This is a genomic window from Ruegeria sp. CJ9 (genome assembly GCF_056536625.1).
The window spans coordinates 39,037-55,853 of sequence record NZ_JBQFPY010000009.1; the positions used below are offsets into that span (position 1 = coordinate 39,037).

Here is a 16,817-nt window from a genome sequence, read left to right on the forward strand (position 1 = left end):
GCTTCGGGTTTGTTCCACCTTTTCAGGCTGATACCCAAATGATCCAACCAGATGGATTGCGCATGGCAATCGATATCGGCGGTACGTTTACTGATACCGTCCTGCTGAACAGCGCATCGCAGGTGGTGGCAACCACCAAAACTCCCACCACTCCACATCGCCCTGCCCTTGGTGCCGTTGCGGGTGCCACGCATGTGCTTGAAGCCGCTGGTGCCGATTGGCATCGGGTAACCGGTTTCATTCATGGCACCACGCTCGCCACCAATGCGTTGATCGAACGGCGCGGGGCCGCGACCGCCACCATCACCACGCGTGGGTTCCGGGATATCCTCGAAATCGCTTATGAGCGACGCTACAGCCAATATGCGATTGATCTGGTCAAACCCGACCTGATCGTGCCACGCACCCATTCGCTGACCATCGGTGGGCGCATGGACGTCAACGGGCAGGAACTGGAACCGTTGGACGCGGCGGCCATCGCGCCTTTGGTGGACGAACTGACGGCGCTTGAGGTCGAGGCCGTCGCCATCTGCCTGCTGCACGCCTATGCCAACCCTGCACATGAACTGGCCCTGCGCGATCTGCTGGCGCTGCATATGCCCGATTTGGTCATCTCTCTCAGCCACGAGGTCAGCCCCGAAGCGCGCGAGTTCGACCGGCTGTGTACCACCATTGCCAATGCCTACGTGCAGCCGCTCATGGCCGGATATTTGCAGGATTTTGAGGCGCGCTTTCGGCAGATGGGGTTAACCTGCCCGATCCTGATGATGACGGCAGGCGGCGGCATGACCACGCTCGACACCGCTGCCCGGCTACCGATCCGTCTGGTCGAATCCGGCCCCGCCGGTGGCGCCGTTCTCGCCGCCCGCATCGCCGAGGCCACTGGAGAGGCGGACGTGCTGTCCTTTGACATGGGCGGCACCACGGCCAAGCTGTGCCTGATCGACGAATACCGCCCTCAGACCGCGCGCAAATTCGAAATCTCGCGGGCCGAACGCTTTATCAAAGGCTCAGGCATGCCGGTTCGGATACCTGTGATCGAGATGATCGAAATCGGCGCTGGGGGCGGTTCCATCGCCAGCGTCGACCGTCTGGGCCGTATTCAGGTCGGCCCCCATAGCGCGGGATCAGACCCCGGCCCGGCAGCCTTTGGAAAGGGCGGGGAAAATCCCACGGTCACCGATTCTGATCTGACGCTGGGTCTGATCGAGCCTGGGCATTTTGCCGAAGGACGTCTGCAGATCGATCAGAGCGCAGCACAACAGGCGATGGCGGAGGATGTCGGCGAGCCGTTGGGTTTGAGCCCCGATCAGGCCGCCTTTGCGGTCAGTGAGATTGTCGACGAAAGCATGGCCAGCGCAGGTCGTATGCACGCGGTCGAATCCGGCAAGGACCTTGGCAATCGGCTTATGATCGCGTTTGGCGGCAACGGTCCACTGCACGCCACCCGTGTGGCCCGTCGCGCCCAGATGCGGCGCGTTCTGATCCCACGTGATCCCGGCGTCGGCTCGGCTGTTGGGTTTCTGTTCGCGCCGGTTTCGTACGAGGTCATCCGGTCACGCTATGCCCGGTTGGACAGTCTGGATATCGACGGGTTGAACCAGTTCTTCGACAGTATGCAGGCCGAAGCGGAACAGGTTGTCCGCGCCGGTGCGCCCGACGGCAAATTGCTGCAACGCCGGATCGCCTATATGCGATATCACGGGCAAGGGCATGAGATCGAAATCCGCCTGCCGGATCGGGCTATGGCCGCCTCGGACCTCGACGCGCTGAGGCAAGCGTTTGAGACGGAATACAGCCGACAATTCAGCCGGATCGTGCCCGGCATGACCATCGAGATTCTGAACTGGGGGCTGTCTGTTTCATCGCCCGCACCTGCGCATGAACCTTATCCCGATAACCCGGTCCATCAACAGGCTGAAACCACCGAACAGCGCCAGATCCTGTGCGACATCAACGGAGAATGGCGCTCTGCAGACGTCTACAACCGCACCGACCTGACGTCCGGAGCCGCGCTCAGCGGTCCGGCGCTGATTGTCGAGGCACAAACGACCACATTTGTTAGCGCAGATTTCAGCGCAACCGTGGATGGCCAGGGCAATATCTGGTTGACGCGGCAAGAGGAGGCACAGGGATGATCCAATCAAATACACGCCTGCAAGTGATGTGGAACCGACTTCTGGCCGTGGTCGAGGAACAGGGTCAGGCGCTGATCCGCGCGGCCTTCAGCCCCATTGTGCGCGAATGCGGCGATATCTCGGCCGGGATATTCGACATGCAGGGCCGGATGCTGGCACAAGCTGTCACCGGCACGCCCGGACATATCAACACCATGGCCGAGGCGGTCAAAACCCTGCGCGCCAGATTTGCCCAGACCGATATGAAACCCGGCGACATCTATATGACCAACGATCCTTGGATTGCCTCGGGTCACCTGAACGACTTTTTGCTGATGATGCCCGTGTTCTTCGGCGACACTGTTATCGGCTATACAGCCTGCACCTCGCATCTGGTCGATCTCGGCGGGTTGGGCATGGGGCCGGAAGGGTCGGATATCTATGACGAAGGGCTGCTGATCCCCCCCTGCAAACTGGTCAGCCAAGGCGAGGTCAACGCGCTGGTGCTTGAGATCGTCAAAGCCAACTCTCGCGAGCCCATAGCCAACGAGGGCGACATTTATGCCCTGATCGCCTGTTGCGAGGCCGGGTCAACAAGGCTGGTTCAGATGATGCAGGAATTTGGCATCACCGACCTGAGCGCGCTGTCCGATTACATCATCGAAACGTCACGCCGCGGCACGTTAGAGGCCATCGCCGGCCTGCCCAAGGGCACATGGCAACACGTGCTGAAAGTAGATGGTTACGACGAAGAGATCGAACTGCACGCAGCGCTGACCATCGCCGATGATCACCTGTTGCTGGACTTCGACGGCACAGCGGCCTGTGTGGGTAAAGGGATCAACGTGCCACTGAACTATGCAACCGCCTATACCGTCTTTGCCCTGCGTTGCATCATCGGGGCGGATATCCCGAACAATGCGGGTTCGCTCGATCCGTTTCGGGTGACGGGCCCCGAGGGTTGTATCCTGAACGCGCAACCTCCGGCACCGGTGGCGATGCGGCATACGTTGGGGCAGATGACCCCCGACCTGGTCTATGGCTGCTTGTCGCAGGCCCTGCCTGAAAAGGTTCCGGCCGAGGGGGCATCATGCATGTACGATCTGCCCCTGCGCCACGCGCCTGAAGCGACCGATCGGGGCGATGACCAGTTTGCGTTGGAATTGGTGTTCAATGGCGGCACTGGCGCACGCCCCGGGCTGGACGGTCTGTCGGCCACGGCCTTTCCCAGCGGCGTTTGGGGCAGTCAGGTCGAAACCACCGAGGCGGTTGCCCCTGTGCTTTTTCACCGTCGTGAACTGCGGTCCGATTCCGGTGGCGCCGGGCGTCTGCGCGGCGGTCTGGGGCAGCATATCGAACTCAGCGCGTCCAAGGATCAGGATTTGATGCTGTTCCTGTCGGTCGAGCGGATCAAGAACCCAGCCAACGGCCGAGAAGGTGGGTTGGACGGCGCGTCCGGTCGCATCACCGTGATGCCGGAAAACCGCCAACTGCCGGGCAAAGGTGAGGTTCGGATCAAGGCCGGTGAAACGCTGATCTTTGAAACTCCGGGTGGGGGTGGCTTTGGCCTGCCCGAGGAACGCCCGGAGGAGGCGGTGCAAAGCGACGTCCGCGCGGGCCTTGTCAGCGAGGCGATGGCCCAAACCCAGTATCGGAGGCAAACATGACCCAACCGCACCCGCATATTGCGTGCATGTCCCCCTATGCGCTGGCCAACCTTGACGCGCCCGAGGGCAAAACCCTGATCTCGCTGTCGCAAAATGAAAGCCTGCGCCCGCCCAGCCCCAAGGCGACCGAGGCGGCGGCGCAGGCGTTGGGCAGCGCGATGCTCTATCCCGATCCGGACTGGACGGACCTGCGGCACGCACTGGCCGAACTGCACGGAATAGATCCCGATGGTATTTTGTGCGGCAACGGATCGCTCGACCTGATCGGATGCCTGGCGCGCGTGTTCGCAGGGCCAGACCGGGCGGTACTGGCGCCCGCCCATGCCTATCCGTTCTTTCAAACGGCGGCGCAGGTGACAAACGCGCGGTTCGACCCTGCCGCCGAAGTAGATGCCGTCGTCAGTGTCGACGCCATGCTTGCCGCGGTCCAACCGGATACCGGGATCGTCTTTGTCGCAAACCCCGGCAACCCGACCGGCACGCGCATTCCGAAAGCCGAACTTGTCCGCCTGCGTCAGGGCCTGCGGCCTGACATCCTGTTGGTGATCGATGAAGCGTATGGCGAATTTTCTGATCACCTGGGCGAGCGGTTTTTCGATCTGGTTCAGGGCGGCAATACGGTCGTTTTACGCACGTTTTCAAAAGCATACGGCATGGCGGGGTTTCGCGTCGGGTGGGGTCTGTTTCCATCTGCCATCGCCAGAGAGTTGCGTAAAGTGATGAACCCGAACAACGTCCCGGCCAGCGCCCAAATCGCTGCAGCGGCAGCCGTGCGGGACGATGCCTATATGCGCGAAACCTGCGCGATCACCGCAAGCTTGCGGGATCAGGCAACGGCCCAGTTGAAACAGGCCGGGTTCGCGCCTTATCCCAGTTTCACCAACTTTGTGCTGCTCAACATGGGCAGCACCGAAGCCGCAGCAAGCGCGGATCAAAGGTTGCGGTCCGAGGGCGTGTTCCTGCGCCCGCAAGGCGGCGCGGGCCTGCCTCATACCCTGCGCATGACCGTCGGTCCGCAGGCGGCGCTGGTCAAAGCGATAGAAATCCTGACGCAATGGAAACAGGAGGGACAGATATGACAGCTTCCAGAGGGCGGGCCCGGTTCGGCCTGCTGGTGCCCTTCACCAACACCAATTTTGAGCCTGACCTGGCCCTGATGTCCCCGGCAGGCGTTTCACTGCACGTAGCCAGATTGGGTGGGTATGACGAGGACGAAATCCCCGACGAATCCCAGATGCACGATCTAGGGGCCGCCGACTTGGATGAGCCTTTGCGCCTGTTGATGGGAACCAAGCCGGACGTTGTCTTTTACGGATGCACCTCGGCCACGCTGACTCATGGCCCCGAGTTCGACCGAGATCTGGCCAACCGCATCAGCGCCGATAGCGGGGCCAAGACGGTGACCGCAGCGGGGGCGTTGGTGCATGCGTTGTCCACCTTGGGGGCCAAGCGTATCGGTTTCGCCTCGCCCTATGTTCCGGCGATCAACGACATGGCGATTGCTTTTCTGGGCAAGCTGGGGGTGGACTCGATCCAACGCTCGGAAGTGTCTGAACCGCTTGGCAATGAAGGCCAGGGGGCGTTAGAGCCGGATGCCGTATTCGAACTGGGCCGCGGGGCTGATCACCCCGAGGCCGACGCGCTGGTTCTGTCCTGCACCGACATGCGCAGCGTCGAGGTCATAGCCCGGCTGGAAGATGTGGTTGGGAAACCGGTGATCAGCTCGAACCAGGCGATGCTGTTTCAGGCGTTGCAACTGTTGAATATCGATGAACCCATCCCCGGGTACGGACAGCTATTGGAACGCGAAAGGTGATCCGAGCGGTCAATCCTTCAGTTTACCAACGGATGTCACTCCGATTTGGGCCATGGTAATGCTGAATTCTTCGCTCAACACATCCCAAAGCTGCTGCAGGCCCGCCTCGCCTGCGGCGGCCATGGCAAATTGCAGGATGCGGCCAAAGAACACATAATTCGCACCCGCGGATATGGCCTTTATGGCGTCCTCACCGGACTGCAACCCGCTGTCATAGAACAACGGGTATTCGTCGCCCACGGTGGTGCGTATCTGTCGCAGCGCTTCAATCGCCGCCGGGGCGCTGTCCAGCTGCCGCGCGCCATGGCTTGAGACCTGAAGGGCATCAGCGCCCGCTGCTTTCACGGCCAGCGCATCCTCGGGGTCTAGCACACCTTTGACGACCAGCTTGCCCTCCCATTGATCGCGCAGACGGGCCAGCGTCTCCCATGTTGCCTTTGCGCGGCTTTCGGTGCGGTCAAACTCGTAACCCTCAGTCAGAAAGTTCGCCATCTGAGGTTTACCTGCCATCAGGGTTGAAAGGGACCACTTCGGATGCAGGGCAAAGTCCACGAATTGGCGTGGGCCGATCCGAAAGGGCATCTTGAACCCATGGCGCAGCTCGCGCGGGCGCCGCCCGACCTCGGGAACATCCACGGTCAGCACCAGCGTCTCGTAACCTGCAGCGCGGGCGCGATCGACCAGCTTGAACGTGCCCGAGCCGTCGCCGCTGAAATAAAGCTGGAACCAGGCGTTGCCTTCGGCTTCGACTATGATCTCCTCCATCGACGTCGACGCCACGGTAGACACGCCCAACGGCACCGAATACTGCGCAGCCAAGCGGGCCAGCATCAGATCAGCCCCGGGTGCGGACAGGTTACACATGCCCATTGGCGCGATGCCGAAGGGGCGTTGTGTGGGCTGGCCGAAGACTTCGGTCGCCAGAGACCGTTCGCTGACGTCCCGCAACACCCGCGGGCGTATTGTCATAGCGTCCAGGGCGGCACGGTTGCGAGCAGCGCCGGTTCCAAGCCCCGCCGCGCCGTCAATGTAGTCGAATACCATCCACGGCAGACGCCGCCGCGAAATGCGGCGAGCGTCTTCTGCGCTGTGGATCGCGTTGCTTGGGATCAAGCCTGAACGGCCTTCATAAAGCGGTCACGGATGACTACCGGATCCATTGTGATGACAGGCATCTTGGCATTCCCGCTTTCGCATTTGCTTACAATGATGGTCATCTGTTTGGCATCCAGCGCCTCTTGCAGCACACGGCCTGTCTCTTCGGCCTGGCATTCGATCACACGTTCGCACCCGGCAGCCTCGGCCATTTTCGCCAGCGAGGTTTTCTGCCCCGCATAGGTCGGTTGATCCCCGGTCGAGCCATAAGAGCCATTATCGACGATCAGCAGGATATAGTTATCGGCCACGTTGTTGGCGATGGTCGGCAGCGTGCCGAGATTGGTCAGGATCGAACCATCCCCGTCAATCACGATCACCGGCTTCGGCTGCGACAGCGACAGCCCAAGACCGATGGATGAGGCCAGCCCCATCGTGCCCAGCATATAAAAATTGGTCGGCTGATCATCGATTGCGTGCAGTTCCTGGCTGGGGATACCGATGTTGCAGACAACCAGTTGATCACGCAGGATCGGGGCGATTTCTTTCAGAATCTCAGAACGGATCATTGGTCGCCGTAGCCTCCCCAGAAATTGGCATCGGTCAGGATTGCGACCGGCTTGTTGCACATGAAGGTGTATTTCAGGATTGCATCCAGTTCCTCGACATCCGCCTGATGGTGAAAGTGGTAGGTCGGGATGTTCATCTGCGCCAGCAAGGCTTTGGTGTGCACAGCCATCTCGACCTGGCAGGCCACGGGCTCGCGCAGCTCTCCACGATACGATATTAGCATAGGCAGCGGCATGCGATAATACTGGATCAGCGTTGCCAGCGTGTTGATGGTCACTCCAATCGCCGTGTTCTGCATGATGATGGCCGGGCGCTTACCGCCCATCCACGCGCCTGCGCAAAGGCCCATCCCTTCGTCTTCCTTGTTTGACGGGATGTGGAAAATCTCTTCCCGCGCGTCGATCTCCTCGATCACGCCAGCAAGCTGCTTACACGGGACGGTGGTTACAAACGAAATATCGTTCGCCACCAGATCGTCAGTGATCTTCTTGTCTATGTTCATTTCCGGTCTGTCAGTCCTGTTTGGGGCGCCCGGGGCGCGATTGATGGTTCAGATGCCACGATGCACATGCACCGCACATCCGGCATGACGGACGACGCGCGACGCGGTCGATCCCAGAAAATAGTCGCTGAGGCCCGGCTTGTGCGAACCGATGACGATGCAGTCAAAATTATTGCTGTTGGCGTAGTCAATGATGCTCCGGGCGGTGTGGCCCTTGACGATCTCGGGCTGGATGCCCTCAAGATCCTCAGTCTTTTCTTTCAATACTCTGGCAGCGGCCCGAAAGCCTTCCGCGACCATCTCTTTGTCCAGATAGGCACTGACCGAACCCTGTGGCATCTCATAGACGTGCAGCGCGACGATCTCGCCACCCTCGGCGGTCAGCGCGCGGGCGACCTCTAGCGTGTGTTGCGAAATATCGTGATCCAACGCCATTGGAACCAGAATTTTCTTGTACATGAATCCCTCCGTTTCTTCCGGGCCTATGCCCACGGCATGAGGATGATTTTCGGTGCCGCAACGACCCCATTGCGCAAGTCACGAAACGCCTCGGCGCCTTCAGACAGGGCCCGTTCTTCAACCCAATCCAAACCACCCAATCGGCCATCAAAAATGGCCTGCGCGGTTTGCCGGAAATCCTCGGCCGTATATGTATAGGTGCCGATAAAAGTGATTTCCTGCAAGGTCATGCGGCGTATATCCAGCCCACCGGCGTCTTCGCCCAACCCGACATGGGCAATTACCCCGCCCGGCTGAACCATCGTTGAGGCCATGGACCTAGTGGCAGCAAAGCCGACCGCGTCGATCACAAGGGGGAAGTCTTGCATCGTCTCTTTGACCACGTTGAACGCACCAGTGCTCTGCAAATATGCGCGCCGTCCGTCGCTGGGTTCGACGATAACCACATCATCAACATCCATCGCAGACAATGCCAGCGCTGCGGCCACACCGATGGCGCCGCCGCCAATCACCAACGCTTTGCGATCCATCGTGGGATGCAGCGCCTCTAGGCCCAGCCGGACCGCGTGCCAACTGACCGCCAGAGGCTCGGCCAGCGCAGCCATTGCAAAGCTCACATGTGCCGGTACTTCGACCAGATTGCTGGCGGGCATGGCGACATATTGGGCAAAGGCCCCTTCACGCGGTGGCATTGAAATGATCTGACGGTCGGCGCACAGGTTCTCGCGCCCCGACTTGCACGCGCTGCACTTGCTACAACTCACCAGCGGGTTGATGGTGACGCGCGCGCCATCGCGTGGGCCGCCTACAATCGTGCCTGCGGCCTCGTGCCCAAGGATCAAGGGTGCCGGGCGGCGTGCATCGTGGCCCAGATAGGCGTGCATGTCCGATCCGCAGATGCCAGCGGCCTCGATCCGGATAAGATGTTCGGCTTCCCGCGGCGCAGCATCCGGGACATCCCGAAAGGCCACTTGTTCTACACCTTCATAGACTAGAGCTTTCATTTCGCCGTAAACCCTCCGTCAACCATCAGCACCTGCCCGGTGACGTAATCCGAGGCTTTCGAGCACAAAAACAGGATCGGCCCGTCGATATCCTCAACCCGCCCGTTGCGCTGGGTACAAGTCTGAGCCGCGTTGCGAGCGGCACGTTCGGGATCATCGAACACGGCTTGGGTCAGTTCGGTCGGGAAGAACCCCGGCCCGATGGCGTTGGCGGTGATCCCGTGCGGCGACCAAGCCTCGGCCATGGCGCGCGTTAGTTGCCCGATCCCGGCCTTGGTTGCACCATAAGCAATACCCCCCGGAAAAGCCCGTGTGGTTTGCAGCGAGGCGAAATTCACAATCCGTCCCCAACCGCGTTTCTTCATGGCAGGCACCATCGCCTGGCTCAGGAAAAACGGCGCGCTGAGGTTCAGCGCGAGCGTGGCATCCCAACCTTCAGCGGTGACATCATCCGCTGCTTCACGCGTGTTTACCCCGGCCGCGTGAATAACAATGTCCGGCGATCCGAATTTCGAGCCTATCTGTTCCACCAACGCCCCTGTCACCGACCGATCGGCCACATCGGCAACCACGGTTTCGGCACGCTCACCGATTTCGCGTTTCAAATCTGACAGTGCCTCGGCCCGGCGGGCCACGCCAACCACCTGAGCACCGGCAGCAGCCAGAACAACCGCCACCCGGCGACCAAGCCCCGAACTGGCCCCGGTCACGCAGGCCACCTGCCCCGTCAGATCAAAGAGAGATCGGGGGTCATCCATCTGACGTCAGGTCAAACTGTTCATCAGGAAAATACTTGGCCAGACGAACATCTGCCGCCCGGGCGTGCCCCTCCATCCCTTCCAGGCGGGAAATCCGGGCAGTTGCCACAGCAATGGGCTTTGAACCTTCGCGCGTGGCCCTCTGCCAGGTGACGATTTTCATGTACTTGTGAACACTCAGACCGCCGGTATAACTGGCGGCACCCGATGTCGGCAGCACATGGTTGGTTCCGGTCGCCTTATCGCCGTAAGAAACCGTCGTTTCCTCACCCAGAAACAACGAGCCATAGCAGGTCAGCCGATTCAGCCACCAATCCAGATCTTCGGCCTGAACGGTCAAATGCTCGGGCGCGTATTCGTCAGAACAGGCCGCCATTTCTTCACGATCCGAACAAACGATCACCTCGGCATAGTCACGCCACGCGGCTGAGGCGTTTTCGCGGTTCAGTTCCGGCAAGTCTTCAATAAGCGTTGGCACCAACTCCATCACTTTTTCGGCCAGGGCACGATCATCAGTGACCAGCCAAACCGGAGAGTTGTAGCCGTGTTCAGCCTGAGAGACCAAATCGGTCGCAACCACATGCGCATCGGATGAACTGTCGGCAAGGATCAGGCTGTCAGTAGGCCCTGCGATCATGTCGATGCCGACCTTGCCGTAAAGGATACGTTTCGCTTCGGCGACAAACTGATTGCCAGGGCCAACAAGGATATTGGCGCGCGGCAATCCGAACAGGCCATAGGTCATCGCGGCCACACCCTGCACGCCGCCCATGGCCAGAATGCTGTCAGCACCACAGATATGCGCCGCATAAACTATCGCCGGGGCCACCCCTGCACCAGGGCGTGGAGGGGAACAGGCCGTGATATGGCGGCACCCGGCAACCTTGGCCGTCGTAACCGTCATGATCGCGCTTGCGATATGGCTGTAACGACCACCAGGCACATAGCATCCTGCCGCATCCACCGGGATTGCCTTTTGACCAGCGACGAAACCCGGAACGATCTCCATCTGAACATCGGACACGGTTGCCTTTTGCGTTTCCGCAAAGCGGCGCACGTTGTCATGAGCAAATCGGATGTCAGCTTTCAGTTTTTCCGGCACCAGCGCGATAGCGGCGTCAATCTCGTCCTGAGTCATTAGGACATTGCCGTCGAATTTGTCGAACTTGGCGGCATATTCCATGGCCTTGGCGTCGCCACCTGCCTCGATATCGGCAAGGATGGTCTTGACCGTTTCATGCACTTCGGACGCATGAGATTCAGGGGTCAGCGTCGCCTTTTTCAGATAGTCACGAGGCATAGTCAGCAAGTCCTATTGGTAGATTTCAGGTAGCAAAGTGGTCGACACCGCCGGGACATACGCGATCAGCAAAACCACGATCAGCATCGTTAATACGAAAGGCACAGCACGTGCGGCAATCTTCAGAATGGACTCGCCTGTAATGCCAGATACGACAAACAGGTTCAGGCCCAGAGGCGGGGTAATGAAACCCACACCCAACGCGGTGATCATCATGATACAGAACTGAATTTCGTTCATGCCGATATTGTCCGCCAACGGCTTGAGGATGGGGGCAAGGATGACGATATTCGGTGTCGTTTCCATGACGCAGCCAGCGGCGATCAGGATGCCGATCATCAGCAGGATCAACAGATAGGGGTCATCGGTCAACGATGTGATCGAGGCCACGAAACCCTGCGGCACACCCATGATCGCCAGCGCCTCGGCTAAGGGGGCAGAGAAAGCGATGATGGGCAGGATAACGCCGTTCACCTTGGCGGAACTGACCAGCATTGAGGGGAAATCGGCCAGCGTCAGCGTACGCAGGATAAAGCCCATGATGATAGTGACAACAACGGCGGTGGCGCCGGCCTCGGTCGGAGTCAGACGCCCCGAGAAGATACCGTAAAAGATAATGCCTGGCACGATAAAGGCGTACCAGCCGGATTTCAGCGCTTTGCCTAGATTGGCCAGCCATTCGCCCATGGTCATCATGCCACCGCCCTCATAGGCATAGAGGCGATTCATGATGATGTTGGTGACTAGGATCGACACCAGAATGGCCAGACCGGGGATCAACGCCGCCAAGAACAGGGTCGAGGCGGAAATACCCAACACAAGACCGATGATGATATAGGCGATGGACGGCGGGATCAGGATACCAGTACAGGCACCGGCGGCCACCAGCGCGCAGGCATAGGGGCGCGGATAACCACTTTCGACCAGCCGGTTGATGGTCATGCGGCCCACTGCGGCAGCCCCCGCCGCGTCCGAGCCGGAAATGGCCGCGAACATGCCGCAGACCAAAACGGTGGCGGATCCGAAACCGCCCTTGGCGAAACAGGTCAGCGCCTCGGCTACATCCAGAAACTTGCGCGATAGCCCAGTGCGCACCAGCACGTCGCCGGTCAGGATAAACAGCGGCACGGCGGTCAGCGCAAAAGCGTCGATGCCGGTGAACAGGCTTTCGCCAACAAGGCTGAGCGGCAGGTCGCCCGACATAATCAGCATGACAATCGCAGCCGTACCAATCGCGGCCCATACCGGAACCGCAAGCGCGATCAGGCCCACGAACATGATTACAGGCAGATAAAAATCCCAGCCCAGCTCAACGGTTTGATTGAGGGAATTCCAGAGCATCCTGTTTCTCCTCAGTCAAACAGCTTGTCGCCTTCGAAAACGGGCGTGCCGTCACGAAGGGATTTCAAATCACGCAGGAAGGATTGGATCAGACGCCAGATCATCAGCGCGAATCCGGTGGGCACCGCCATCAGGAACCACACCTTGGACACTCGCAGCCCGTCCGTCACCGAGCCGAACTTGGCCGAAACGTGGACCGCCTCGAACGACCAGTAAAGTGCAATGATCGCCACGACGAACATCACCAGGTCGCCGAATATATACAACAGCGCTTTGGGTCGTTGCGGCAAGTAATGCATGATTACGTCGATGCGGATATGGGCGCGTTCCCGGACCGCAGCCGCAGCCCCGATCCACGCAAGATAAATGAAGGAATAGCGAACGATTTCCTCACCCCAGATCGAGGAAAACGCGAAAATCTCTCGTCGCAGAACCTCGATGGCCATCGTAATCACCAGCATCACGTAGAACACCAGCAGCAGCCAGCGTTCGGCGTTGCGGTCTATGTTTTGAAGAACGGTCATCGTATCCCTCGACAAAAGAGCAGTCAGGCGTTGGCCTTCTGTTACGGGCCGGTTTCGGCCTGACTGCTAAGGATGATAGCGGGCACGTTGGCTGCGCCCGTCGGCTTGGTATTACGCGTCGTGGACGTAGTATTTGCCCTGCGTTCCGGCCGCTTCGACCAGCTTTTCAAAATTGTCCATTGATCCGGCCAACTCGGTCTTGAACGGATCCCATTCCGACCGCTGATAGCCACCGACATCTTTCCACTCGGCCAACTGATCATCTGTCAGCGACTGGAATTGCACACCGGCCTTGTTCAGTTCAGCCATGGCAAAGGCGCGGGCCGAGGGTACTTTGGACAGGTTCTGGTGGCTGGTCATTTCCGCCCCCCACATGATGCCTTCCTGCACATCCGCAGGCATCGAGTTGAACCATTCCAGGTTACAGGAATAAACCTGACTGTCCGGCACCGCCTGCGTGAAGGTCACGTTGCTGAGAATGTCTTTAAACCCAAAGACATAAAGCGCGCCGACCGACGGATCGAGCGCATCGGCCACGCCTTGTTTGATTGCCGAAGGTGTTTCACCCCAGGCCACCGGCGTCGGGTTCGCGCCAACCATCCGGTAGTATTGTTGCAGCATTTTTGAGCCCGGCACGCGGAACTTCACGCCGCTCATATCTGCTGGTGTGACAATGGGGTTCCCGCCCTGACGCACCGCAACGACACGCGGGTCGATCACCACATAGAACAGCGCCTTGAACCCGGCGGCCTCGACCTTGGGATGGACCTCATTCTTCCAAGTTTCGGAATGCACCAGGTTGGTGAAACGCTGGTTCGAGCCGCACAGATACGGCATGTTAATCAGGTCAACGGTGGACGCGAAAGGCGCAAAGTTCGACAGCGAATGTTGCGCGGCCTGAATGGTGCCACCTTGCACTTTCTGCACCAGCGAACCGCCTGCACCCAACTGACCACCCGGCGCCAGTTTCACATAAACTTTGCCGTTGGTGGCATTCTGGATGTTTTCCTTCAGATCCAGCTGCATGATCGGATAGCTGCGCGACGCGCCCAGCACATAGGCCGTGGCGATCGTCATCACATGATCCGCAGCGTTTTCACGCTCTTTTTCCTCTTTTGCGGTTTGCGCTGCCGCTTCGGATGACCACAGCACGCCGCCTGCTCCGGCCACGAGTGCAGCAGTGAATGCACCGCTAGCGCTGAGCTTCAGGAAATTGCGGCGCTCTGCCGAGGCCAGTTCTTTTTTGTCGTTGTTCATTAATTGCCCTCCCAAGCAAAAAAGTCAGCCGTCGCTTTCTGCGTCGCGGTCAGCTTCCCTTTTCAGAATTGCGACAACGAACAGGATCGACGCCGCGAACAGGACCAACATCTCTCCTACGTCCCCAAGAAACGCGCTGCCCGCAAATGCCCCCATGGCAACGTTCGCAAAATAGATGACGAACACGATGATGGATGCGGTCAGAAACATTTCTCAGGACTCCCTTTGGAATCGGCCCGATCTCATTTGTAAGCGCTTACATAAAAAATGCAAGCGCTTACATAACAGCTTTCCTTGCGACCCGGTTAAGTTTAGACTTATTGGCAAAAGTGAATGGCGGATTTGAAAATGTCGAAACTTGGATCGGCGCCAACATTGGATGATGTGGCCAAACTGGCTGGCGTTTCGACCGCAACCGTATCACGTTGCCTCAACAACCCAGATCAGGTGGTCAAGGCGACGCGCCAGCGCGTTCAGTCAGCTGTAGACGCGCTGGGATACGTGCCAAACTTTGCTGCGCGCGTGATGGCAGCCAAGCGGTCCTCGACGATTGGTGCGATTATTCCGACGATGGAGAACGCCATCTTCGCCCGTGGCCTGCAGGCGTTTCAGGAAGAATTGCACCAGCACGGATATACGCTGCTGGTCTCAAGTTCGGCCTACAAACCGGAGATCGAGGAAGAGCAGATCCGAACGCTGGTCGCGCGTGGCGCGGACGGCTTGCTGTTGATCGGACATGACCGCAAACCGCAGATTTACGAAAACCTTGAGCGATGGAAAATTCCAACTTTGGTCGCTTGGTCATACCTGCCCGATGGGCAGCTTCCCTGTATCGGCTTTGACAACCGTGCGGCAATGGCCGAACTGGCAAACCGTGTGATCAGTTTGGGCCACAGAAGGATCGGCGTGATTTCAGGCATCAGCGCAGGCAATGATCGCGCCCGCCTGCGGATCGAAGGTGTACAGGATGCGGTCAGACAGAATGATCTGACCTTGTCAGACCTGACTATCATCGAAACCCCTTATGAGATTGAAAACGGGGCCGCGGCCTTCTCGGGCTTGATGGCGCAGGATATGCCGCCTACCGCGATCCTGTGCGGCAACGATGTTTTGGCCGTGGGCGCCCTGCATCGGGCGCAGGAAATGGGATTGAGTGTGCCCGGGGACGTCTCCATCACCGGATTTGACGATATCGAGCTGGCCCGGATTGTCACGCCCCGCCTGACAACCGTACACGTCCCGCACCGGGAAATGGGCCGCAGGGCCGCATCAGAGCTGATCGGAATGCTTGAAAACCAGGCAGGTGGCAGCGGTAAGCGGCTGGCCACACATATCGTAGAGGGCCAATCCCTCGGGCCGCCTGCTGACAGCTAGGCGGCTTCGGCCTCCATGGTGCGGAAATCGTCTTTTAGCCAGGCATGGCTCGCACTCATGGGGTCGGTGAAATGCTGCCGTATCAGCGTCGCCATTACCTTTTGGATCAGTTTCGAGGTTGTTTCGGGATACACCTCGGTTGTGAACAGCGACACGGTGCGCACAAAGTTCCGCCCCGGAAACGGGATCGCCCTGAGACTATCGTGGAACCTCTGAGCGCGATGGAAACAGGCGGCGGTCGTAATTGCCCAGCCGCTACCCTCGGCAACCAGCCCGATGATCGAGTGATTGCATTCCAATTCGAACCGGTTGGGCAGGTTGTATTTGCTGCGGGTCAGCTGAATCTCGATCTGTTTGCCGATCATAAGGTCGCGTGAATAGCGCAGCAGAGGCAACTCTGCATCAGGCGTCAGCAGATCTTCGGGTGTACCCTGATATCCAATGGGCAGGATCACAATAAACGGATCGCGCATCAGCGGGTATTCGATCAGCCCTTCCGTCCGTTCCGAAGGCCGCGTGGCGACGCCAGCGTCCAGTTTATGCTCTTGCAGGTTGGCGATGATCTCGTGACTAGGGCGCGTATAATGGCGGAAACTGCACCGCGGCAGGGCCTGAGCCAGAAAGCGGAATAAATCCGGCGCGATCTGATTGTCGAAATCGTCGATCAGGGCCAGCCGCAGGTCTGTTGCATGCTGCCAGTTGCCGGACCGGATTTCAGCCTCGCCCCGTTTCAGCACAGTCAGCCCATCGCGAACATATCGCGCAAAAACCTCACCCGCAGGGGTCAGACCCATTGGGCGACGCCCGTGATCGACCAGATCGACGCCCAGCGCGCCCTCAAGGCTACGCAGGTGGTTCGAGACGGTGCTGATCGACAGCCCCGTCTCGGATGCGACCTGTTGGATCGACCCTGATTTGGCTACCAGCCGGAAGACTTCCAGCCAACGAAGGCTCAGAGATTTCGACACCGCGAACACCCATTGTTTCGATTTCTTCGAAACGAACCCAAGCAAAGTTTTGCGCTGGCGGCAAT

17 protein-coding genes are annotated in these 16,817 nt (G+C 59.3%); 5 read left to right on the forward strand and 12 right to left on the reverse strand.

Going from position 1 to position 16,817, the window contains the following annotated elements:
* Nucleotides 1-38 precede the first annotated feature (38 nt).
* From ACR0AJ_RS17030 to ACR0AJ_RS17045, 4 genes are read left to right on the forward strand one after another with little or no spacing between them, the layout of a single operon-like run.
* Nucleotides 39-2,138 (forward strand): hydantoinase/oxoprolinase family protein, encoded by a 2,100-nt coding sequence (locus ACR0AJ_RS17030; RefSeq protein ID WP_480741427.1) that lies wholly within the window; start codon nucleotides 39-41, stop codon nucleotides 2,136-2,138.
* Nucleotides 2,135-3,784, forward strand: coding sequence for a hydantoinase B/oxoprolinase family protein (locus ACR0AJ_RS17035; RefSeq protein WP_480741429.1), 1,650 nt, complete (start codon nucleotides 2,135-2,137; stop codon nucleotides 3,782-3,784). The genes ACR0AJ_RS17030 and ACR0AJ_RS17035 overlap by 4 nt, the downstream gene beginning before the upstream one ends.
* Nucleotides 3,781-4,863: a pyridoxal phosphate-dependent aminotransferase gene (locus ACR0AJ_RS17040; RefSeq protein ID WP_480663681.1), complete on the forward strand. Its 1,083-nt coding sequence runs from the start codon at nucleotides 3,781-3,783 to the stop codon at nucleotides 4,861-4,863. The genes ACR0AJ_RS17035 and ACR0AJ_RS17040 overlap by 4 nt, the downstream gene beginning before the upstream one ends.
* Nucleotides 4,860-5,600 carry a maleate cis-trans isomerase family protein gene (locus ACR0AJ_RS17045; RefSeq protein ID WP_480663683.1) on the forward strand — a complete coding sequence of 247 codons (741 nt, stop codon included), beginning with the start codon at nucleotides 4,860-4,862 and terminating at the stop codon, nucleotides 5,598-5,600. The genes ACR0AJ_RS17040 and ACR0AJ_RS17045 overlap by 4 nt, the downstream gene beginning before the upstream one ends.
* A 9-nt stretch (nucleotides 5,601-5,609) precedes the next feature.
* Here ACR0AJ_RS17045 and ACR0AJ_RS17050 read toward each other — a convergent pair whose 3' ends face one another.
* From ACR0AJ_RS17050 to ACR0AJ_RS17100, 11 genes are all read right to left on the reverse strand, one after another.
* Nucleotides 5,610-6,710, reverse strand: a complete 1,101-nt coding sequence (locus tag ACR0AJ_RS17050) for an alpha-hydroxy acid oxidase (RefSeq protein ID WP_480741505.1) — start codon at nucleotides 6,708-6,710, stop codon at nucleotides 5,610-5,612.
* Nucleotides 6,710-7,264: a sulfopyruvate decarboxylase subunit beta gene (gene comE, locus ACR0AJ_RS17055; protein ID WP_170507212.1), complete on the reverse strand. Its 555-nt coding sequence runs from the start codon at nucleotides 7,262-7,264 to the stop codon at nucleotides 6,710-6,712. Before comE ends, ACR0AJ_RS17050 begins: the two co-directional genes overlap by 1 nt.
* Nucleotides 7,261-7,767 (reverse strand): sulfopyruvate decarboxylase subunit alpha, encoded by a 507-nt coding sequence (gene comD, locus ACR0AJ_RS17060; RefSeq protein ID WP_170350914.1) that lies wholly within the window; start codon nucleotides 7,765-7,767, stop codon nucleotides 7,261-7,263. Before comD ends, comE begins: the two co-directional genes overlap by 4 nt.
* A 48-nt stretch (nucleotides 7,768-7,815) precedes the next feature.
* Complete coding sequence (locus ACR0AJ_RS17065) at nucleotides 7,816-8,226, reverse strand: universal stress protein (protein ID WP_170350913.1); 411 nt, start codon at nucleotides 8,224-8,226, stop codon at nucleotides 7,816-7,818.
* Nucleotides 8,227-8,249: 23 nt separating this feature from the next.
* Complete coding sequence (locus ACR0AJ_RS17070) at nucleotides 8,250-9,230, reverse strand: alcohol dehydrogenase catalytic domain-containing protein (protein WP_170350912.1); 981 nt, start codon at nucleotides 9,228-9,230, stop codon at nucleotides 8,250-8,252.
* Complete coding sequence (locus tag ACR0AJ_RS17075; protein WP_170350911.1) at nucleotides 9,227-9,988, reverse strand: SDR family NAD(P)-dependent oxidoreductase; 762 nt, start codon at nucleotides 9,986-9,988, stop codon at nucleotides 9,227-9,229. Before ACR0AJ_RS17075 ends, ACR0AJ_RS17070 begins: the two co-directional genes overlap by 4 nt.
* Nucleotides 9,981-11,288, reverse strand: a complete 1,308-nt coding sequence (gene hisD / locus ACR0AJ_RS17080; protein ID WP_170350910.1) for a histidinol dehydrogenase — start codon at nucleotides 11,286-11,288, stop codon at nucleotides 9,981-9,983. Before hisD ends, ACR0AJ_RS17075 begins: the two co-directional genes overlap by 8 nt.
* Before the next feature lie 12 nt (nucleotides 11,289-11,300).
* A complete protein-coding gene (locus ACR0AJ_RS17085) occupies nucleotides 11,301-12,629 on the reverse strand; it encodes a TRAP transporter large permease (RefSeq protein ID WP_058282850.1) in 1,329 nt (442 codons plus the stop codon).
* An 11-nt stretch (nucleotides 12,630-12,640) separates the two neighbouring features.
* Nucleotides 12,641-13,153 carry a TRAP transporter small permease gene (locus ACR0AJ_RS17090; RefSeq protein ID WP_170350908.1) on the reverse strand — a complete coding sequence of 171 codons (513 nt, stop codon included), beginning with the start codon at nucleotides 13,151-13,153 and terminating at the stop codon, nucleotides 12,641-12,643.
* A 111-nt stretch (nucleotides 13,154-13,264) separates the two neighbouring features.
* Nucleotides 13,265-14,410, reverse strand: a complete 1,146-nt coding sequence (locus tag ACR0AJ_RS17095) for a TRAP transporter substrate-binding protein (RefSeq protein WP_170350907.1) — start codon at nucleotides 14,408-14,410, stop codon at nucleotides 13,265-13,267.
* Between the two features lie 24 nt (nucleotides 14,411-14,434).
* A complete protein-coding gene (locus tag ACR0AJ_RS17100) occupies nucleotides 14,435-14,620 on the reverse strand; it encodes a hypothetical protein (protein ID WP_170350906.1) in 186 nt (61 codons plus the stop codon).
* A 138-nt stretch (nucleotides 14,621-14,758) separates the two neighbouring features.
* On the opposite strand from ACR0AJ_RS17100, the gene ACR0AJ_RS17105 reads away from it, so the two are divergent.
* A complete protein-coding gene (locus ACR0AJ_RS17105; RefSeq protein WP_480741433.1) occupies nucleotides 14,759-15,784 on the forward strand; it encodes a LacI family DNA-binding transcriptional regulator in 1,026 nt (341 codons plus the stop codon).
* Here ACR0AJ_RS17105 and ACR0AJ_RS17110 read toward each other — a convergent pair.
* Nucleotides 15,781-16,752 (reverse strand): LysR family transcriptional regulator, encoded by a 972-nt coding sequence (locus ACR0AJ_RS17110; protein WP_170350904.1) that lies wholly within the window; start codon nucleotides 16,750-16,752, stop codon nucleotides 15,781-15,783. The genes ACR0AJ_RS17105 and ACR0AJ_RS17110 overlap by 4 nt on opposite strands.
* Between the last annotated feature and the right edge of the window lie 65 nt (nucleotides 16,753-16,817).

Bases quoted from the DNA above. Each gene is read 5' to 3' on its own strand.
- ACR0AJ_RS17045 (WP_480663683.1), top strand. From the start codon at position 4,860: ATGACAGCTTCCAGAGGGCGGGCCCGGTTCGGCCTGCTGGTGCCCTTC.
- comE (WP_170507212.1), bottom strand. From the start codon at position 7,264: ATGATCCGTTCTGAGATTCTGAAAGAAATCGCCCCGATCCTGCGTGAT.
- ACR0AJ_RS17095 (WP_170350907.1), bottom strand. From the start codon at position 14,410: ATGAACAACGACAAAAAAGAACTGGCCTCGGCAGAGCGCCGCAATTTC.
- ACR0AJ_RS17070 (WP_170350912.1), bottom strand. From the start codon at position 9,230: ATGAAAGCTCTAGTCTATGAAGGTGTAGAACAAGTGGCCTTTCGGGAT.
- ACR0AJ_RS17040 (WP_480663681.1), top strand. From the start codon at position 3,781: ATGACCCAACCGCACCCGCATATTGCGTGCATGTCCCCCTATGCGCTG.
- ACR0AJ_RS17100 (WP_170350906.1), bottom strand. From the start codon at position 14,620: ATGTTTCTGACCGCATCCATCATCGTGTTCGTCATCTATTTTGCGAAC.
- ACR0AJ_RS17075 (WP_170350911.1), bottom strand. From the start codon at position 9,988: ATGGATGACCCCCGATCTCTCTTTGATCTGACGGGGCAGGTGGCCTGC.
- ACR0AJ_RS17085 (WP_058282850.1), bottom strand. From the start codon at position 12,629: ATGCTCTGGAATTCCCTCAATCAAACCGTTGAGCTGGGCTGGGATTTT.
- ACR0AJ_RS17035 (WP_480741429.1), top strand. From the start codon at position 2,135: ATGATCCAATCAAATACACGCCTGCAAGTGATGTGGAACCGACTTCTG.
- ACR0AJ_RS17030 (WP_480741427.1), top strand. From the start codon at position 39: ATGATCCAACCAGATGGATTGCGCATGGCAATCGATATCGGCGGTACG.
- ACR0AJ_RS17090 (WP_170350908.1), bottom strand. From the start codon at position 13,153: ATGACCGTTCTTCAAAACATAGACCGCAACGCCGAACGCTGGCTGCTG.
- hisD (WP_170350910.1), bottom strand. From the start codon at position 11,288: ATGCCTCGTGACTATCTGAAAAAGGCGACGCTGACCCCTGAATCTCAT.
- ACR0AJ_RS17105 (WP_480741433.1), top strand. From the start codon at position 14,759: ATGTCGAAACTTGGATCGGCGCCAACATTGGATGATGTGGCCAAACTG.
- comD (WP_170350914.1), bottom strand. From the start codon at position 7,767: ATGAACATAGACAAGAAGATCACTGACGATCTGGTGGCGAACGATATT.
- ACR0AJ_RS17065 (WP_170350913.1), bottom strand. From the start codon at position 8,226: ATGTACAAGAAAATTCTGGTTCCAATGGCGTTGGATCACGATATTTCG.